Source organism: Flavobacterium sp. J27, from assembly GCF_004303025.1.
In the GTDB taxonomy this organism is placed as follows: domain Bacteria; phylum Bacteroidota; class Bacteroidia; order Flavobacteriales; family Flavobacteriaceae; genus Flavobacterium.
Map to the genome: position 1 here is coordinate 98,584 of NZ_PJQW01000011.1, position 20,561 is coordinate 119,144.

General features: G+C 29.5%; 20 protein-coding genes. All 20 read left to right on the forward strand.

All coding sequences use genetic code 11. The features are described from left to right. Nucleotides 1-40: 40 nt before the first annotated feature. A complete protein-coding gene (locus CX675_RS14965) occupies nucleotides 41-565 on the forward strand; it encodes a YceI family protein (RefSeq protein ID WP_130736058.1) in 525 nt (174 codons plus the stop codon). 96 nt (nucleotides 566-661) lie between these two features. Continuing rightward, nucleotides 662-1,486, forward strand: a complete 825-nt coding sequence (locus CX675_RS14970; protein ID WP_205728641.1) for a sialate O-acetylesterase — start codon at nucleotides 662-664, stop codon at nucleotides 1,484-1,486. 177 nt (nucleotides 1,487-1,663) lie between these two features. Further along, nucleotides 1,664-1,957 carry a GNAT family N-acetyltransferase gene (locus CX675_RS14975; RefSeq protein ID WP_130736060.1) on the forward strand — a complete coding sequence of 98 codons (294 nt, stop codon included), beginning with the start codon at nucleotides 1,664-1,666 and terminating at the stop codon, nucleotides 1,955-1,957. A 12-nt stretch (nucleotides 1,958-1,969) separates the two neighbouring features. Beyond that, complete coding sequence (locus tag CX675_RS14980; RefSeq protein WP_130736061.1) at nucleotides 1,970-2,197, forward strand: (4Fe-4S)-binding protein; 228 nt, start codon at nucleotides 1,970-1,972, stop codon at nucleotides 2,195-2,197. Further along, a complete protein-coding gene (locus CX675_RS14985) occupies nucleotides 2,184-2,768 on the forward strand; it encodes a TMEM175 family protein (RefSeq protein WP_130736062.1) in 585 nt (194 codons plus the stop codon). Before CX675_RS14980 ends, CX675_RS14985 begins: the two co-directional genes overlap by 14 nt. Nucleotides 2,769-3,135: 367 nt before the next feature. Continuing rightward, nucleotides 3,136-4,116, forward strand: coding sequence for an alpha/beta hydrolase (locus CX675_RS14990; protein ID WP_130736063.1), 981 nt, complete (start codon nucleotides 3,136-3,138; stop codon nucleotides 4,114-4,116). Nucleotides 4,117-4,190: 74 nt separating this feature from the next. Further along, nucleotides 4,191-4,508, forward strand: coding sequence for a GNAT family N-acetyltransferase (locus tag CX675_RS14995; protein ID WP_130736064.1), 318 nt, complete (start codon nucleotides 4,191-4,193; stop codon nucleotides 4,506-4,508). Nucleotides 4,509-4,832: 324 nt separating this feature from the next. Further along, nucleotides 4,833-5,717: a pirin family protein gene (locus CX675_RS15000; protein ID WP_130736065.1), complete on the forward strand. Its 885-nt coding sequence runs from the start codon at nucleotides 4,833-4,835 to the stop codon at nucleotides 5,715-5,717. Nucleotides 5,718-5,738: 21 nt separating this feature from the next. After that, nucleotides 5,739-6,131 carry an OsmC family protein gene (locus CX675_RS15005; RefSeq protein ID WP_165396061.1) on the forward strand — a complete coding sequence of 131 codons (393 nt, stop codon included), beginning with the start codon at nucleotides 5,739-5,741 and terminating at the stop codon, nucleotides 6,129-6,131. Between the two features lie 203 nt (nucleotides 6,132-6,334). Next, nucleotides 6,335-7,288 carry a hypothetical protein gene (locus tag CX675_RS15010; protein WP_130736067.1) on the forward strand — a complete coding sequence of 318 codons (954 nt, stop codon included), beginning with the start codon at nucleotides 6,335-6,337 and terminating at the stop codon, nucleotides 7,286-7,288. Between the two features lie 238 nt (nucleotides 7,289-7,526). Next, entirely contained in the window at nucleotides 7,527-8,681 is a 1,155-nt protein-coding gene (locus CX675_RS15015) for a Pycsar system effector family protein (protein ID WP_240723658.1), read from the forward strand. 8 nt (nucleotides 8,682-8,689) lie between these two features. Next, nucleotides 8,690-11,020 carry a hypothetical protein gene (locus tag CX675_RS15020; RefSeq protein ID WP_240723659.1) on the forward strand — a complete coding sequence of 777 codons (2,331 nt, stop codon included), beginning with the start codon at nucleotides 8,690-8,692 and terminating at the stop codon, nucleotides 11,018-11,020. A 17-nt stretch (nucleotides 11,021-11,037) separates the two neighbouring features. Further along, a complete protein-coding gene (locus CX675_RS15025) occupies nucleotides 11,038-14,706 on the forward strand; it encodes a metallophosphoesterase (protein ID WP_130736069.1) in 3,669 nt (1,222 codons plus the stop codon). A gap of 176 nt (nucleotides 14,707-14,882) precedes the next feature. Beyond that, nucleotides 14,883-15,188, forward strand: coding sequence for a hypothetical protein (locus CX675_RS15030; RefSeq protein WP_130736070.1), 306 nt, complete (start codon nucleotides 14,883-14,885; stop codon nucleotides 15,186-15,188). Nucleotides 15,189-15,199: 11 nt separating this feature from the next. Beyond that, entirely contained in the window at nucleotides 15,200-15,778 is a 579-nt protein-coding gene (locus tag CX675_RS15035; protein WP_130736071.1) for a Crp/Fnr family transcriptional regulator, read from the forward strand. 334 nt (nucleotides 15,779-16,112) lie between these two features. Next, nucleotides 16,113-16,991, forward strand: a complete 879-nt coding sequence (locus CX675_RS15040; protein ID WP_130736072.1) for a pirin family protein — start codon at nucleotides 16,113-16,115, stop codon at nucleotides 16,989-16,991. A gap of 25 nt (nucleotides 16,992-17,016) precedes the next feature. Beyond that, entirely contained in the window at nucleotides 17,017-17,547 is a 531-nt protein-coding gene (locus tag CX675_RS15045; protein ID WP_130736073.1) for a YceI family protein, read from the forward strand. Nucleotides 17,548-17,568: 21 nt separating this feature from the next. Next, a complete protein-coding gene (locus CX675_RS15050) occupies nucleotides 17,569-18,255 on the forward strand; it encodes a hydrolase (protein WP_130736074.1) in 687 nt (228 codons plus the stop codon). Between the two features lie 57 nt (nucleotides 18,256-18,312). Next, nucleotides 18,313-20,109: an amidohydrolase gene (locus CX675_RS15055; protein WP_130736075.1), complete on the forward strand. Its 1,797-nt coding sequence runs from the start codon at nucleotides 18,313-18,315 to the stop codon at nucleotides 20,107-20,109. Between the two features lie 5 nt (nucleotides 20,110-20,114). Next, on the forward strand, nucleotides 20,115-20,531 hold the full coding sequence (locus CX675_RS15060) for a DoxX family protein (RefSeq protein WP_130736076.1): 417 nt from the start codon (nucleotides 20,115-20,117) through the stop codon (nucleotides 20,529-20,531). Nucleotides 20,532-20,561: the final 30 nt, after the last annotated feature.

The following is a 20,561-nucleotide window of genomic DNA, read 5'->3' on the forward strand; positions in this document are numbered from 1 at the left end:
ATGACAAACATAGTCAAACAAAATTAAAATTAGCATTTAAATGAATAAAACGAAAATGACAAAGTGGAACATTGATATGACACATTCAGAAATAAGCTTTAAAGTTAAACACATGATGATTTCCAATGTAACAGGTTATTTCGAGGATTTTAATGTAATGGTTGTAACCAATAATGAAGGTTTCATTAATGCAGAGTTTAGTTTTGTAGCAAAGACAGATTCTATTAATACAAAAAACAATGACAGAGACAGACATTTAAAATCAGATGATTTTTTTAATGTTGAAAAGTATCCTGAGTTGAAATTCAAATCTAAAACATTTGATGGAAATACATTAATAGGAGATTTGACCATTAGGGATATCACAAAAGAAATTGAATTAGATGTGGATTTTAACGGTATAGTAATAGATCCTTATGGGAAAACAAAAGCTGGTTTTGAGATAACAGGAAGTGTTAATAGAAAAGATTTCAATCTTACTTGGAATGCGGTAACTGAAACTGGAAGTATTGTTGTTAGCGATTCGGTGAAGTTGATAATTAACCTGCAATTTTTCACAGTATAGTGTATTTCGCTATTTGGATATTGGAATTTTTATAAGTCTGAAAAATTAAAGCAACCAATTTTAAAAAAATAAGTAAAAATGATAAACTCTTTTTTAATGATAGGCCAATCAAATATGGCAGGACGTGGTTTTTTGAAAGAGGTACCATTTATTTATGATGAACATATAAAAATGTTACGAAATGGAAGATGGCAAACGATGGTTGAACCAATAAATTACGATCGTCCAAATGCGGGTGTTGGTCTAACCTCTTCCTTCGCAGCCGCTTGGCGACTAAAAAACAGAACAAATAAAATTGGTTTGATTCCATGTGCAGATGGAGGAACAAGTTTAGATGACTGGAATGTAGATGGAATTCTTTTCAAAAATGCTGTTTTTCAGTCAAAACTCGCTCAAAAAACAAGTGAATTACATGGTATTCTTTGGCATCAAGGCGAAAATGATTGTCAACCTACCAACGCTAAAAATTATGGTAAAAAATTTTCAACCATTATTCAAACTTTAAGAGAAGAACTTGAGGTTCCTAACATCCCGTTGATTGTTGGTGGACTTGGAGATTATTTAACAAAAGGTATATATGGAGAGTATTTTAAATCGTATTCAATTGTAAATGAAGAATTGGAAAAAATGGCTAAAAATACTCCAAATTGCAATTTTGTAACGGCTTCGGGTTTAAACGCTAATCCTGATGGAATTCATATGGATGCATCTTCTCAAAGAATTTTTGGTATTCGATATTTTCAGGCTTTTTATAAAAAAAAAGATGTTTCGGAACCTATTGATGTTGAAAATGAAATATTAGACATTATTTATAACAAACCTTTGTCCAACACTGAAAAAAGACAACGATTAGAATTAAAATTTTCAAGTGGAACAATATCCTTAGAAAGTTATAAAACCGAAATAGCAAAATTAAAATAATAATGTAAAACAAAACAGTATTGCTAAAAATGCATTTTTAACAATAGGAAAGTTGAGGCTAAACAAAGAATTGTAAAACTAAAAATGAGTAAGTGGAATTCAGTACTTCCTTATATATAATGACATAAACAAAATAAAGTTTTGTTTCGTAAAATAGAGAAAATTAAAATTTTAAAAATGGATAACATAGAAATTCAATTAAAAGAGGATGAATCTAAAGGATATTCGATAGCAAAAGAGAATAATAAGTTAGTTGGTATGATGACTTATTCGATTGCAGGAGAAGAATTAATAATCATCGATCATACTGAAGTTGAACCAAAATATAATGGTAAAGGAGTAGGAAGAGGTATGCTTTATAAAATTATAGAAATGGCAAGAGAGAAAAATATTAAGATTATTCCTCTATGTCCTTTTGCGTCTTCAATGTTTAAAAAAAATGAAGAGATCAGAGATGTATTAAAATCTTAAATAGAAAAAATCATGGAAAATTTAAAGGAATATAACAAAGACAATTTAAAAGTCTTATGGCAACCTCTAAAGTGTGTACATTCAGGTATTTGTGTGAAAACATTACCATCTGTATATGATCCCAAAGCCAAACCTTGGATAAAACCAGAAAATGCAACAGTAGAAGATCTGAAAAATCAAATTAATGCTTGTCCTTCTGGCGCACTGAGTTATAAAGAAAAAAGCAATGAAAACAAATAGATTAGAAGCATTTAGTGACGGCGTACTAGCAATAATTATTACAATAATGGTTCTTGAACTTAAAATACCTGAAGGTAATAATATAGAAAGTTTGAAACCTCTTCTACCCACCTTTACAACTTATGTTTTAAGTTATGTGTATATAGGTATCTATTGGAGTAACCATCATCATTTAATGCAGGCATCAAATGCTGTAAATGGGAAGATTTTATGGTGTAATTTACACTTGTTATTTTGGATTTCATTTTTGCCATTTTCTACTGGATATATGGGAGAAAATCATTTTAAAGAAATACCAACTGCTTTGTATGGTTTTGTTCTTCTAATGTCGAGTATTGCTTGGGAATTATTAGTGTATTCTTTAAGGAAAAACCACTCGTCAGAAGCTCTTATCCACAAAGGATATGCTACTAAATCCAAAATATATTTTACAATAATTTTTTTTATTCTTGGAATTTCAATGAGTTTTATCAGCCCGATTATAGCAGTTTGTATTTATGTTTTAGTTTCTCTTTTTTGGATTATTCCTGATAGAACTCTTGAAAAAAAATTAACATTTAATAACAAATAATTTGATAGCATGATTGATACAAAATTTCGTCTTCTTGCTCAAAAAACAGACTAACAAAATTTAGTGTAAAATAGTCGTTTGATAAATAGAAGTTATTAAGAACGGATTTTGTTTGCAGTAAAGTATTATGTCTCAATTTGCTCTTAAATTAGCAGATAATAAAAACTCTTTTGAAGCACTTATCATTGCTTTTTCATATTAATTTTACCTAAGTTATGATACAAAAATACAGATATACTTAAAAGGTCTTTTAAAAAAAGCTATATAAAAAATTTTCAATTTAAACTATTAATTCAAAAACTATGAAAAAAATAAATAATCAATAGTAGTTATACTATTTATTTTAATCAATTTAAATACTAATATAATGGCACAATCAATTCCGGGAGAAAAAGATCCGAACATTTCAAAAAATACTCGTTTATTTTTGGAGGCATTAAATAGTGGAGATGGACCACCATTAGAGAAATTAACTCCAAAAGAGGCTCGTCAAGTTCTAGTAGATGCACAAAAATCAGTAACCTATGACTATAGCGATATTGAAGAATCTGAAAGAGAGATAACTCAAGACGGTCAAACCATCACTATTCATATAATGAAACCTAAAGGAACAAAGGGTAATTTACCTGTGTTTATGTTCTTCCATGGTGGAGGATGGGTACTAGGTGATTACCCAACTCACAAACGATTGGTTAGGGATTTGGTTGTTGGTAGTGGAGCTGTCGCAGTTTTTCCAGATTATACGCCAACACCAGATGCTCAATTTCCCGTGGCCATCAACCAAGGATATGCAGCCACCAAATGGGTAGCTGAAAATGGAAATGAAATAGGTGTCGACGGTTCTAGATTAGCCGTCGCTGGAAATAGTGTGGGAGGAAACATGTCTACTGTAGTGGCACTTATGGCCAAAGAGAATAAGGGCCCTAAACTAGCTTTTCAGCTTTTGCTATGGCCTTTGGTGGATTCAGATACGAGTCGACCTTCTTACAAAAAGTACGGTCAAGACAGATTTTTGACAACCCCGATCATGGAGTGGATGTGGGATATGTATATTCCCAATCCTGAAGACCGAAAGCAAAAATATGTCTCTCCAGTAAATGCCTCTCTGGAAGAATTAAAAGGATTGCCCCCAGCGTTGATACAGGTTGCCGAAAATGATATTCTATATGATGAAGGAATTGCTTATGGACGCAAACTAGATGAAGCGGGAGTACCTGTTACAATTACTGTTTATAACGGAATGATACACGACTACGGTATGTTGAATCCCCTATCACACATTCCCGGAGTGCAGGAAGCTTTGACTCAAGCTACGGCAGTATTAAAAGAAGCCTTGTTCCTGAAATAAAACTAAAACGTAACTGTATCAGCTTATATTTGCTGGTACGGTTATTTAAATTAAATAAACTAAAAAATAGATAGATGAAACCAATTTTTGAAAATATCCCTTTGGTTAAAAATGAAGAAAGAAAACGATTTGAACTTGTAATTGACGAAAAATATGCGATTATTAATTATGGGCAATTTGGCAATCAAATAGCACTTGTACATACTGAAGTTGAACCAGCATTAAAAGGAAAAGGAGCTGCTGATGCTATTATTGAAAAAACACTTCATTATTTAGATGAAAACAATGCTGTTTTACTACCGTTTTGTCCGTTTGTTTTTGCATATATAAAAAAACATCCCGAATGGAAGCGTATAGTTAGCGAAAAATTTAAAGGTTATGACGACCTTTAGTAATTTAAAATAGTTAAAAAAGGAATCATATGATAATCTAATGGAAGCTTTGAATAACCTAAAAAACAAGGTATATTGAAGATTTTAACCTTAAGCAAAAGTGTTTAGAATGTAGAAATGTAGCATATAGAATCTTTCATAATGAATTTGAAATTGATACTTATTTTAGAATTGAAGATGAAAATTCCAGCGCTGATGGTTCTACAATTCGGTATACTATAACTTCTGAAAAATATGGGTTGAAAGAGACTTTGATTAATTCATTTAGCATTTATTCTAATTATATTTCCAATGAAATGTTAGACAAATTAAAATTTAAAAATAATGTCAAATACAACAATTATAATTGAAGAAAGAGCAACTAACATAGGAAATTTTATGGTTGGTAGGTTGCTTCCTTTTCGCAAAAAAAGAATGGTAGGACCATTTATTTTCATAGATCACATGGGACCTGTAAATATGGGTAAAAATGAGAATGTAGACATAGATATGCACCCTCACATAGGTTTGTCGACACTTACCTTTTTATTTGAAGGTAACATATTTCACAGAGATAGTTTGGGTACTTCTGTAGAAATTAAGCCTGGAGAGGTTAATTGGATGACAGCTGGAAGAGGAGTTGTTCATACAGAAAGGACACCCGATTATTTAAGAAATCAAGAAAAAAGTCTTCACGGATTGCAGATATGGGTGGCACTACCTAAAGAATTTGAAGAATGTGAACCCTCTTTTACACACATCGATGCAAAGGATTTACCCACTTGGGAAGATAATAATGTACACTTTAAATTGATTGCCGGTGAAGCCTTTAATAGAAAATCTCCAGTACCTGTTTATAGTCCTCTATATTTTATGGAAATTAAATCCCCTGTAACAAAAACAATCAATATAGGAGAATTTCTTTATGGTGAAAGTGCTTTGTATATTTTGGAGGGTGCTGTTCAATCTGAAGGACATAGATTTGGTCAAAAGCAAATTTTGGTAGCTAAAGAAAGTACACTTTGTTCCTTTGAAATGGAAGAAAACACAACAATTTATGTTTTTGGTGGAGAAGCATTTCCCGAAGAACGGTTTATTGAATGGAATTTTGTTGCAACAGATAAGAATCTAATTGAAAAAGCTAAAGAAGATTGGAAAAATAATAGATTTCCAAACGTACCTAATGAAACCGTAAAAGTTTCATTGCCAGAACCTCGATTAAAAAAGTAATATTGATAAATTAATAGAATGATGAAAACAACAATAGCTACAATTGGAAAACAAAAATACAAAACCGAAATACAGGCTAAAAACCATATTATTATATCTGATGAACCAGAAGAGTTGGGAGGAGGGAATTTTGGATTCACGCCAACAGAACTTCTAGAATCCTCTCTGGCTGCTTGTACTTCAATGACAATAAGAATGTATGCAGATAAAAAAGAGTGGAATTTAGATAAGGTTGAAGTTAAAATTAATTTTAAAAGAAATATTTCAACGCAACAAGTCACTTTTAAAAAAGAAATAACACTTTTTGGTAACCTAAATGAAGAACAAAAACAAAAGCTTTTGGAAATGGGTTCTAAATGTCCTATTGAAAGAATGATTACAGGTGAAATAGAGGTAGAATCATATTTGTCATAAAAAAACTATCTTTTTGATTTGTAAAATAATGATTATATAATTCAGCGTTAGTGAAATTTATAGTTAATACTAAAATTAAAGTTCATTTTCTCAATTTATAAATAATTATTTCCAAAGCAACCAAAGAGTTATTGCCTGTTTCGCATCAATTAGGTTCAAAAAGCATTTAACAGTAATATCTATAAATTTAATAAACTTCAATTATGTCACGTTGCCATTTGTTTTTCTTGTCAATTACATTAATATCCTATTATTCTACATTAATTGGAAATGCTCAGGTCTTTGAAAAAACGGCAGAAATGAAGGGTGATATTGTAGAGTTTCCTATCACACTCATCAATGCTTATCCTTTCATTTCCGCAACAGTTAATGGTGAAAAAGGTAAATTCATGTTTGATACAGGGTTCGCAGCATCTATTTTTCTAAATGATAATTTACTAAGTCTTCCAGATAAAAAATTAAAAGGTAATGGCACCACTGGAAGCGGGCAATCTTTTAAAATTTATCTAAATGACTCAATTAGCAATATTTTGTTTACCAATGGCTTAACGTATAAAAATCTGGAGAAGATAAGTAGCGGTAACTTCAATTTTATACAGGAACACATAACTCCCGATTTTCTTGGTTTTTTAGGTTACAAATTTTTTAAGGATTATCTTTTTAAGATAGACTATCTAAAAAGGAAAATTACCTTTTACAAAAATTCCCTTGAACGCAACGTTTCTAAAGATTTTTTAGCAGATGAGGAGGTTTTGGCCGTTATTGATTTTGATATCAGGACATTGGAAAATATCCCACTTGTTAAATTAAAAATACATGACATTGAAGTGTTAGGCGAGTTTGATACAGGTCAGAATGGTTTTTTACAATTAGACAACACTTCTTTTAATCAGTTAGTCAGCAAAGATTATTTGAGATGTTCTGGTGTTGAAAGTAACGGTGAAGCATTATTGACTGTAAAGGATATTATTATGGACGGGAAAATTAAGATGACATTGAAAGGAGTAGAATCTTCTCCATTGGAAGACACTCAAAACCAGAAAAATAAAGCAGGAATAACTGAGCCAAACCTAATGACTATTGGCTATCGATTCCTTATGGAATACAAAACGGTTTGGGATTACCATAATAAAAAGATTTATATTCTTGAATATTAAAAAACTATCCAAATGAAAATCTTGTCATCTTTACTTTTACAAGAAATCTATTTTGCGAAAGTTACAATTTGTAGTCATCAATTTTATAAATACTGACAATAAAGCCAATCCCTTAATAAATTTATAATTTGATTTAGGTTATAAAAATGATTTAAAGAAAACTCATAAGTTAAATATGTCATTTTTGTTTTTATTTAGAAAAAACAAATCGATTATCTTTATATAAAAAATGCAAATCATGATTTTAAATGATGTTGAATTATACATAGTAGATTTTTTTAACAAAAAGCTACCAGCAGAAAATTATTACCATAATCTGGTGCATACTAAGTCAGTAGTTGAATTAGTTAAAATCTTGGCAATTGAAGAAGAATGTACTGAAGATGAACTTTTACTACTTTTAATAGCAGCTTGGTTTCATGATGTTGGTTATGTAGAAAAAGCGGAAGGACATGAAGATGTAAGTGTTAGAATTGCATTAGAATTTTTAAAAGAAAAAGGATTAAGCAGATATCAGCTTGATAAAATAAAGGAGTTAATTCGTGTTACCAAAATAAGTAGTCCACCTAATAATCTGTTGGGAAAAATAATGAAAGATGCAGACTCTGGGCACGTTTCGTTTGAAGAATATTTTGAAGTTTCTGAAAAATTAAGAAAAGAAATTAGTTTTAAAAAAAGAGTTGAAATTGATCCGTTAGATTGGTTAGAACAAAATAAAAAATTTCTTGAAGATCATTTATTTTTTACGGATTATGCACAGAAAAACTGGCAGTTTAAAAAAGAAGAGAATAAAAAAAGAGTTCAACAAAAAATAGATGAAATAAAATCTAAAGCTAACAAAAGGAAACAGGTAAAAACGGGAAGAGGTGTTGAAACATTGTTTAGAGTTCAACTAAAAAATCATATTCAACTTAGTGCAATTGCTGATACAAAGGCGAATATTCTTCTCTCTGTAAATGCAATTATTATTTCAATTGCCTTATCTAATTTAATCCCTAAATTAGATAGTCCATCAAATGCTTTTTTAGTGTTACCAACATTTATTTTAATGGTATTTAGTGTTGCTTCAGTTGTATTATCAGTTTTATCAACTCGACCAAAGGTTTCAAATGTAAGGGTTACTCAAGAAATGATAACAAACAAACAAGCAAATATTTTGTTTTTTGGTAATTTTTGTAAAATGAGTTTGAATGAATTTGAATGGGGAATAAATTATCTTATAGAAAATGAAGATGTATTGTATAATTCTTTAACAAAAGATTTCTATTTTTTAGGTCTTGTTTTAGAACGTAAATATAAATTATTAAGAATAACTTATACTGTTTTTATGATTGGTATTGTTGTTTCAGCTTTAGCATTCATTATTAGTTATAATTTAATTATATCAAAATAATTTTAGAAATGAAATATTATGATTCTAATTTGTTTCAAGTAATTATTTCTTTAAGATTACTTAAAGAAAAGTTTGATGTGCTATTGAATTCAGACAACCATGTTGTTCGTTTTCAGGCAAAACTAGCTTTAGAATTATTTGAAAAAAATCCCGAGCTTATCAATGGATTTACTAACTCTAAAGAGTTTTTTAAGAAAAAAAAGGAAATTGATCAATTAATGTCTTTTATTTTCCCTACCGCTCTTAATGATAATGAAATTAAAGCAGCAGTATTTCCTTATTCAAATGATATTTTTTATTGTAGCAATCGATTGCAAAAAATTATTGAAAACTCCGTTTCTGATAATCACATTTTTGATGATCTATATAAAGATATTGGAGGAGTTATTGATCTTTTAGCTTATGCAATCATATTAAATGTTTATTACAAGTATGAAGTCGACTTTGACAGGCCTAAAACGATATCTGTTATTGATAAAAATGGGATTAAAAAAAGATATAGAGTTACATTTAATGCTGATTTTCTTGATATATATCCAAATGAAAATGCATTAGATATTACAGAAGAAGTTCTTACTGAACTATTGTCAAATACAAATGATACTGCTATTTGGAGAAAATATTTCCCAGAAAAATCATGGACTATAGAAGGATTTGGTTTAATTAGTTTAATAGATACAACATTAGATGAACAAATTGATGATTTTAAATCTCATTTAATTGAAACCAATAAAGAAAGTCTTTATTTAATCAGAGAGGATATAAGAAAAATTTTTAATCTTCCAAATTTACAATTAGGAACTTATAATGTAAATCAAGATACAATAATTCCTCCATATGATTCTAATTTTGAGATGTTAACATTATTACCTCAGGAAAGTTTATCTATCTCTCAATATGGATGTGATAAAATTAATAATGAACTTTTTCAAGAAAATAAAGTTGTTATTATTTCAAATGTTGATTTGTATCATAAACAAACAGGTGGTAACAGATTGAGTGATTTACTACTTGAAAGAAAGATTAAAAGTGTTGCTTTAATTCCTATTTTAGTAAATGAAAAACTCGAGTTTATCATAGAACTAGCCAGTAATAAAGCAAATCAACTTAATGCAATTAATATGGTTAAGTTAGATGTAATTATGCCTTTTATTCTTAGTTATTCGGAAAGATCTATAGCTGAATATAGAAATGAAATAAGTGCCGTTATTCAACAAGAGTGTACCTCAATACATCCTTCAGTACAATGGCGATTTGAGGAAGAAGCTAATAAATACATACAAGAAAGGAATCATAATGATGTTCCCGTTTTTGAAGAAATAGTTTTTAAAGATGTTTTACCTCTTTATGGACAAATAGATATTGTAGGCTCTTCAAATGCTCGCAATGAAGCCATTCGCGAGGATCTTTCCTTACAATTATTACTCAGTAGAGCAATAATTCAATCAAGATTAAATAAGTCATATTTGCCTTTTTATGAGCAATTAATTTTTGAGATAGATAACTACCACCACGAATTAAAAGAAGAGTTTCATACTAATTCTGAACAAAGAATTAACTTGTTCTTTGAAAAACAAATTTTCCCTCTTTTGGAACATTTAGTCTCTATTGAAATTAATGCTAAAGATATAAGTGATTTTCTAAATAAACTAGAAATCGAGTCAAAAACCATTTATCAATCTCGAAAAGAATATGATTGTACAGTAGATGCTACAAATAAAGCACTATCTACATTTTTGGATAAACAACAAAATTTAGCTCAAGAAATATTTCCACATTATTTTGAAAAATTTAAAACAGATGGAGTAGAACACAATATTTATATTGGGGCATCAATTAATAAGCATTTAAAATATCATGAATCGGCCTTATTCAATTTACGCTTATGGCAACTACAGGTTACTTGCGAAATGGAGGCTATGTTTTATAAAATGCAAAAAGACTTTTTAATAAAACTAGATGTTGCCTCTTTAATCTTAGCTTATGATGTACCTATAACTATTCGCTATAGAATGGATGAGAAAAGGTTCGATGTTGATGGAGCTTACAATGTTAGATATGAAATGATTAAAAAAAGAATAGATAAAGCTCATATTAAAAATACAAATGAAAGATTAACACAGCCAAACAAACTATGTGTCGTTTATTCAAGTAGTGCGATTGAACAAGAATATTTAAAGTATTTTGAGTTTTTACAGTCTAAAAACTATGTTGGTAATACTGTTGAAATTCTTGAATTAGAAGAATTACAAGGTGTTAGTGGAATAAAGGCTATAAGAATAGATATGAATCGAAACCTAAAGAAGGAAGTTAAATTATTTACGATTGAAGATTTATAAAACTAATTTTTAACAGAATGGAAAAAAAATACTTTCTATTATTTTTAACTTTTTTAATCCTTTTCAATGGGTGTGCTACATTTAAATCTAATCAATCCTATTTTGAAGATACCAAAGCCTTACCTATCAATGATGATGCATTTAATCTTTTTCTAATTGGAAATACTTGTAAACTCGAAGGAAATGGCTCTGTGCCTGAATCATTATTAAAAATGCAAGAGCAATTTTCAAAGGCTAACAAAAATGATATTTTACTTTTTTTAGGAGATAATATTTATCCTAAAAAAAATACTTTAAACCAAGACGAAAACGATGAGAATATAAAAGAGATACTAAACAAACAATTAGAGATAGCCAATACTTTTCCTGGGAAAGTCCTTTTTATCCCAGGTAATTACGATTGGCATAGCGGGTTAAAGGAATTAAAAAATCAAGAAAAAATAGTTGAAAAAAAAATAGGTAAAAATACTTTTAAACCAATAAATGGTTGTCCTATTGATAAAGTAAAAATTAGTGATGATATTACTCTTCTTATTATTGATTCCTATTGGTACATTACTAATTGGGATAAACATCCTACAATTAACGATAATTGCGATATAAAAACGCGTAGCGACTTTTTAGATGAAGTTCGAAGCGAGATAAAAAAAGCTGAAGGTAAAATTACTTTAATAGCATTACATCATCCTATGTTTACAAATGGACCGCACGGAGGTAATTATAGTTTTAAAGATCATTTCAAACCCATTCCTATAATTGGAACTATAAAAAACATCTTAAGAACCACAACTGGAATTTTTAATGATGATATATATAATGAGTTTTATAATGATTTAAGAAAAAACATAATTGCAGCTGCTCAGCAAAATGATAAAGTAATTTTTATCTCTGCTCATGAAAATAATATGCAGTACATCGAGTCAAATAATTTAAAACAAATAATTAGTGGTTCAGCAACTAAAGCTACTGCTGTAAAAGTTAAAAATAAAGAGGATTATGGAGAAGGAGCTAAGGGATATGCCGTTTTAAATGTCCATAAAAACAAACAGGTAGAAGTTCAATTTTTTAATACTGAAAAGAATATTGTTTCCTTTAAAAAAGAAATATTTAAAAAAGCGGATGATTCTAAAATTATTGAAAATTTTAAAATAGCAGAAGATTCAATTGTAACGTCAATTTATTCTCAAGAAGAAACTAAAAAAACTAATTTTTATAAGTTTCTATGGGGAAATAGATTTAGAGAGTATTATAGTACTGAAATAAAAACAGAAATAGTAGACCTCGACACTCTTAAAGGAGGGCTAAAACCTATAAGAAAAGGTGGCGGTACACAATCTAAAACACTACATTTAGAAGATAAAACTGGGAAAAGATATGTTTTGAGAGCAATGAAAAAACAAGCCTCTCAATTTATTCAATCTGCAATATTGAAAGATCAATACGTTGCAGGACAATTTGAAGGAACTACCTCAGAAAAATTTTTAGAAGATGTTTTTACCGGTTCACATCCCTATGCGCCATTTACTATTTCAGTACTTTCTAACGCTATAAGTTTAGCTCATTTGAATCCTAAATTATATTATGTGCCAAAACAAAAAGCTTTGGTGAATTTTAACGATGAGTTTGGAGACGAACTATATCTTTTTGAAGAACATCCATCAGATGGTCATTCAGAATTGGCATCAAAAAATTTCACAGGAAAAATAATTAGTACTTTCGATATGATGAAAGAAGTACATCAGGATGAATCTAAAATAATTGATGAAAAAGAATTCATAAAAGCCAGACTCTTTGATATGTTAATAGGAGATGCTGATAGACATCAAGATCAATGGAGGTGGATTGAATATAAAGAAAATGGGAAAACCATTTATAAACCATTACCACGAGATAGAGATTTAGCCTTTTCAAGAATGTCTGATGGATTTGTTTTTAGTACAGCTGTGAGTTTAATACCTCCAGCAAGGAAGTTTAGAAAGTATGAAGCAGATCTTAAAGATGTTAAAGGATTTAATATGTCTGGATTTCCATTAGATGTTGCATTTATTTCTGATTCAGACCAAGCCGTATGGGATGATCAAGTTGTATTTATTCAAAATAACATTACCGATGAGGTTATTGATGAAGCTTTTAAGAATATACCGAATGAAGTAAATGACAACACAATAGAAGAAATTAAAAAACTTCTAAAATTAAGAAGGAGTAATCTTAAAAAGATAGCTGATAGATACTTAAAGTTAGTGAACAAGTATGCTGTTTTAACAGCTACAAATAAAGATGATTTCATAAAAATTGAATGTCAAGAAAATGGAGAAGTATTAGTGCAAATGTTTAGAAAAAAAGAGGGTACGATAAAAGATGAATTTCATCATCGAACATACCATCCTAAAACTACAAAAGAAATATGGATTTATGCTTTAGATGATGATGATACTTTTAAAGTCGTTGGAAAAAGTAAAAACATAAAAATTAGACTTATCGGTGGTCAAAATAATGATGAATACAATGTTGAAAACGGAAAAAAAGTCTTTGTTTTCGATTATAAATCAAAAGATAATAATTTGAATATGGTCAAAAACGCAAAAATAAAACTGACTGATGATTATGATACTAATGTATATGATTACAGAAAATTAAAAAATAATATCAATCAGTTTTTACCAATGTTAGGATTTAATCCTGATGATGGTATTAAATTAGGAGTCATTGATACCTATACAACATATGGTTTCGAAAGAAATCCATTTACCAGTAAACACCAGTTTGGAGCATTTTACTATTTTGCTACAAACGGATATGAACTTAAATACAATTCTGAATTTGCTAACACAATTGGAAATTTAAATTTACATATCGAAGCCAATTTTCATAGTCCTAATTTTAGTTTGAATTTCTTTGGTTATGGAAATGAAACAAAAAATACTGATGATGATAGCGGTTTGGACTACAATAGGGTGAAAGTACGTGAACTAAGTTTAAAACCATCTTTAGGTTGGAATTCAAAAAGAGGAAGTAAAATTAAATTAGGAATAAGCTTTGAATCTATTGAAATACATAATACTGAAAATCGCTTTATTGATGAATTTAATGTATTACCAAATTATGTTTTTGATGAAGTTAAATTTGGAGGAATCAATTTAAATTATTCTTTTTTAAATGCAGATAATAAAGCTTATCCCACAATAGGTTTACAATTTGATTTAGATTTAGGCTATAAAAATAATTTAGACGACAGTAATAAAAGTTTTGTATACCTAATTCCTAATCTAAAGATTGCTTATAAGTTAAATTCTTCTGGAAATTTAGTATTCGCTACAAATTTTAAATCACATCTAAATTTCGGTGATGGATTTGAATTTTATCAAGCGGCATCTATTGGAGGAATTGATGGATTGAGAGGTTTTAGAAATCAAAGATTTACAGGTAGAAATTCCTTTTACCAAAATACAGATTTGAGGTATAGTTTTAATCGAATAAAAACACAATTCTTACCAATTAAAACTGGAATCTATGGAGGATTTGATTATGGTAGAATTTGGCAAGATGATGAAGAGTCAGATAAATGGCACAATTCTTATGGAGGAGGTTTTTTTATTAACATTGTGGATATGTTATCTTTTAATTTAGGTGTTTTTAACTCTAAAGATGGTATTCGTGTTGCCTTTGGACTTGGCTTTGGGTTTTAAAAAACAAATTGTATGTGTTTTGTATTCCTAAATTAGGAGGTATTATTTGCTTTAACTATATTTAATTGGATAATTATTTCTGTAGTCTTAAAAAAGATAAACTACTTAATTTCTTGAACTAGGTTAAGATTTTTTTTATTTAGTTGTACTATTTTTGCAGGTGTAAATAGTTAAAAATGAATAAATTAAGTTTTTTGGTTGTAGGTAAAAATGATGAAATAATTCAGGTCTTAAAGCGAGTTATTCAGTCGAACTTTAACAGTAAAGCTATAACAGCAAATGATATGGATGAGTTTTATAAAACTGTTTTAAGCACACAAGTAAACGTAGTTTTACTAAGTTGTGGACTTGAAATTAAAGAAGAACAAGAAATTAAAAGGTTTATCAATTCATATAATCCAAATATAAAAGTAATAGAGCATTACGGAGGTGGCAGTGGTTTACTTAAAAGTGAGGTGTTAATTCAGTTTCCTAACTTGTAATTTTTAAAAGTATGTATACCCAAATTTTAGAAAATGTTTGTAAAAAGATAAACTTAACAAAGGAGGAACAAAATATATTAATTGACTATCTAGAAATTAAAGAATATTCAAAGAGATCCTATTTGTTAAAGGAAGGCGATATTTGCAATTTCGAAGGATATATAAACAAAGGATGTGTAAGAAAATATTATATCAATGAACATGGAAATGAATTTATTTTACAATTTGCTATAGAAGATTGGTGGATTAGTGATATAGCTTCATTCCATGAACAAAAGGCTTCAAAGTTATTTATTGAAACTCTAGACGATTCTCAATTATTTATTTTAACCCCATCAAAAAAAGAAGAATTGTTAAAGAAAGTACCTAAACTGGAAAGATTTTTTAGGTTATTAGTGCAAAAAAGTATGGTCGCTGGCCAAAATAGATTGATTAATACAGTATCTAAAACGGCAGAAGAAAAATATCTAGAATTTATAAAAATTTATCCCACGATACCGCAAAGAGTACCGCAACACCTCATTGCTTCCTATTTAGGTATTTCAGCTGAGTTCTTAAGTAAGGTTAGAACCAGACTTTCCAAAAAGTAAGTTTAGTTTATTTTTAATTATTTTTAAAAACTCTCTGTGTAATTTAATCCAGAGAGTTTTTTTATTAGTTATTTTTTTAAAATAATTAAAACGGATTCTCATCAATAACTTTTCAATTATTACAGTTCTATTTTAAAATAATTTCTTTCTTCTTTCTTGAACTAGTTCAATGCATGTCAATGTTTATAAAGAGAACTTTGTATAACAAATAGATACTAAATGTTGTATTTCTTTCTTTCTTTCTTTCTTTCTTTCTTGAACTAGTTCAATGTACAGGTCTGTAAATGTGATGAAATTTGTTAACGAAAAGAAAATGCAATTAAAACTAAAAAGGATGAATAGAAAAGATTTTTTAAAAAAAGGATTTCTTGGAACAGGAATGTTTGCCGCAACTACAGCTTTTGGAAATTTAATAAAAAATAATATTGACGAGATTAGAGAATTAGAAATTCTTGGATTTAATCATTTACCAAACACCAATTCAAATATTATGGAAAATACAGTTTTACACAAATCAGAGAGTAGAGGATTAGCTAATCATGGATGGTTAGAAAGTAGACACACATTTAGTTTTGCAAATTATCATAATCCTGAACGAATGCATTTTGGAGTACTAAGAGTTTTAAATGACGATAGAGTTAATCCAGGAATGGGATTTGGTACTCACCCACATGATAATATGGAAATCATAAGTATTCCTCTCGAAGGAGATTTGGAACATAAAGACAGCATGGGTAATACAACAGTAATAAAAAATGGAGATATACAGGTAATGAGTGCTGGTACAGGAATTATGCACAGTGAATACAATAAGAATGAAGATAAACTTGTGAAATTCCTGCAAATATGGGTGTATCCAAATAAAAGAAACGTACAACCAAGATATGATCAAATAACCTTAGACAAGAAAAAAAGGATAAATAAATTTCAGCAAATTTTATCTCCAAACCCTAATGATGAAGGGGTATGGATTCATCAAAATGTTTGGTTTAATCTAGGAACCTTTGATAAAGATAAAAATGTAAAATATAAATTGAATAGCGATGAAAATGGCGTATATGCTTTTATAATTAAGGGAAGCGCAACAATAAATAACCAAAAATTAGAAAAAAGAGATGGTCTAGGGATATGGAATACAAAGCAATTAGATATTCTGTCGAATACAGATGATACTGAAATTTTATTAATGGAAGTACCAATGACATTAAAATAAATTAAATCTTAAATATAAATATAAAATGGCAAAATCAATTTGGGCAATAGATCCAACACATTCAGAAATTGGATTCAAAGTAAAACACATGATGTTTACTAATGTATCCGGAAAATTCAACAATTTTCAAGCATCTATTGAAAATGAAGACAATCTATTTGAAACTTCTAAAATAGTTTTCAGCGCCAATGTTGATTCAATAGATACAAATAATGAAGATAGAGATAATCACTTAAAAAGCAATGATTTTTTTGACGTCGAAAATTATCCAAAATTGACATTTACATCAACTAGTATTAATAAAATAGATAACAATTTATACAATGTAAATGGCGATCTAACTATAAAAAATGTTACTAGAAATATTGTTTTAGAAGTTGCTTACAGTGGATTAATGACAGATCCATGGGGCAATACAAAAACAGGACTTTCTATATCAGGCAAAATAAACAGAAAAGAATTTGATTTAACATGGAATGCAGCTTTAGAAACAGGAGGCGTTCTTGTGGGTGAAGAAATTAAATTAGTTTCTGAAGTTCAATTAATTAAACAATAATCATATTAAAATTTTAAAAAAATGAAAAAAGTAATTTTAACATTCGTAGTAGCATTTAGCTCATTTTCAAGCTTTGCACAAAAACCAAGTCCAGAATTATTAAACCCTACTAATCATGCATTGGTATTGATTGATCATGAAGGGCAGATGGCGTTTGCCACCAAAAGTATAACCACCGATGAATTAAGAAATAACGTTGCTATTGTTACTGGAGCTTCTAAAATTTTTAAAGTTCCGACTGTTGTTACTACTGTAGCAGAAAAACAATTTAGTGGGCCTGTATTTCAAGAAATTTCTGAAGTATACCCTGGTCCATATATAGATAGAACAACAATGAATACTTGGGAAGATGTAAATGCTCATAAGGCTATTACAAAAGCAGTAGGGAAAAATAAAAAAATTGTTATAGGTGGTTTATGGACAAGTGTTTGTGTAGTAGGTCCAGTTTTATCAGCAATAAGTGAAGGTTATGAAGTGTATGTAATTACTGATGCTTCAGGAGATGTTTCTAAGGAAGCACACGATCAAGCAGTAACAAGAATGGTTCAAGCAGGTGCTAAGCCTATAACCTCTATTCAATATCTTTTAGAATTACAAAGAGATTGGGCTAGAGGAGAAACTTATGTAGCAGTAACTAATTTAGTTAAAAAGTATGGAGGTGCATATGGTATTGGTATTCAATATGCTCATGACATGTTAAAACACTAAAATTTTTAATTAAGTTCTCTGTCAATAAAGACAGAGAACTTTTAAATAATCTAATAAATGAAAAGGCTTATACTATTCTTAGTTTTTACTATAACATTATTTTCTTGCAAAAATGAAGAGAATAATGATTTTGAGTCGGCAGACCTAATTGTTACTAATGCTAAGGTAGCAGTTATGGATAATGATAGAACAATTACAGAAGCCATTGCTGTAAAAAATGGTAAAGTTTTGGCTACAGGATCTAATGAAGATATTTTGAAGTTGAAAAGCCAAAAAACAAAACTCATAGATGCTAAAGGCAGAACAGTAATCCCTGGTTTGAACGATTCTCACCTACATTTAACAAGAGGTGGACGTTTTTATAATGCTGAATTGCGTTGGGATGGGGTAAAATCTTTAAAACAAGCATTGCAAATGCTAAAGGAACAAGCTCAAAGAACACCAAAAGGACAATGGGTTAGAGTTATTGGCGGATGGAGCCCTTTTCAGTTTGAAGAAAAAAGATTTCCTACTCCTGAAGAAATTAACGAGGCAACTGGTGATATTCCAACTTATATACTATTTCTATACAGTCGTGCTTGGTTAAATAAAGCTGGTCTAAAAGAATTGAAAATCGACGAAAAAACGAAGGCACCTGAAGGGAGTTCTTTTGAAAAAGGTCCAGATGGCAAACTAACAGGTGTTTTATTAGCAGAACCCAATCCAACTATTCTATATGCTAGAATTGGAAGTTTACCACCTTTAACGGAAGAGGAAATGGTAAATGGAACAAAACAATTTTATCGAGAATTAAATAGATTTGGTATTACTAGCGGTATTGATGCTGGCGGAGGGGGTCATGAGTTTCCAAAAGATTATAGTGGTACAAAAGTTCTTGCCAATAAAGGGAAAATGCCTATTCGACTTTCGTATTATTTATTTCCACAAAATAAAGGTGCAGAATATGAAGAATTTCAAGAGTGGATGCAAAAAAATGATGTTGGACATAATGGTGAAATACATTTAGATCATGGTTATGAATTAGAAGGTGGAGGAGAATTTTTAGCATGGAGTGCAGGTGATTTTGAAAACTTCTTAGCACCCCAACCTATGTTAGAAGATAGACCAACTTGGAGAAGTGATATAAAAAAGGTAATAAGATTACACGTAGATAATGGATGGCCATTCCGAATTCATGCAACTTATGGAGAAACAATAGCTAATATTCTTGATGTAATTGAAGAAGTTAATACTGAAACAAATGGTAAACTTGTAGAAAATCGGTGGTTGATAGATCATGCTGAAACAGTAAAAGAAAAAGAATTACAAAGAATTAAAGCTTTAAATGGAGGCATAGCAATTCAAGCTAGAATGGCATATGCTGGTGAATATTTTGTAGAAAGATATGGAGATGAAAAGGCAAAATATGCACCACCTATAAAACAAATGATGGATAAGGGTTTACCTGTTGGAGCAGGAACGGATGGAACTAGAGTAGCGAGTTATAATCCTTGGCCAGCGCTTTATTGGATGATAACAGGAAAAACGGTTGGCGATTTTCAATTAAGTGCAAATGATAATTTATTAACACGTGAAGAAGCTTTGTATTTGTATACCAAAGGTAGTGCATGGGTTTCAAAAGAAGAAGATGTAAAAGGAACTTTAGAAAATGGAATGTATGCAGATTTTTCAATTTTATCAAATGATTATTTTACTATTCCAGAAAAGAAAATAAATGATTTGTATTCCGTTTTAACGGTTGTAGGCGGTACTATTGTTTATGCAGCTGAAGAGCATGCAAGTTTAAATCCTCAGATTGAGAAAGCAATACCTTCTTGGTCTCCAGTTAATTTTTATGGTGGATACCAAAAATAAACATAATGAATATCTTAAAAAAAATAAATCATTTTAATGATCAAGTAATTTCATTTGATGTAATAATTCTTTTTTTTAGAATAGTAGTATCAGTGCAATTAATTGTTGTTCATGGTTTAAAAAAAATCGGAATAGGCACAGATATGGCTGAAAAAGTACCAAATCCTTTTCTCTTTCCCGAAGACTTAAATCAAATATTGGCAATTGCTTCTAATTTAGTGTTTCCACTCTTTATTATTGCAGGGTTTTACACAAGGATTTCTACAATTCCTATTTTGATAGTGACTCTTTCAGGATACTTTGTTGTGCATTGGCATGATTCATTATTGCAAAGTGATGTTCCTTTTATGTATTCCGTATCTTTTTTATTAATCGCTTTTGCAGGTTCAGGAAAATATTCAATCGATTTTAGATTAAAATAGAAAACTCATTTTAAATTAATGATATAAGTA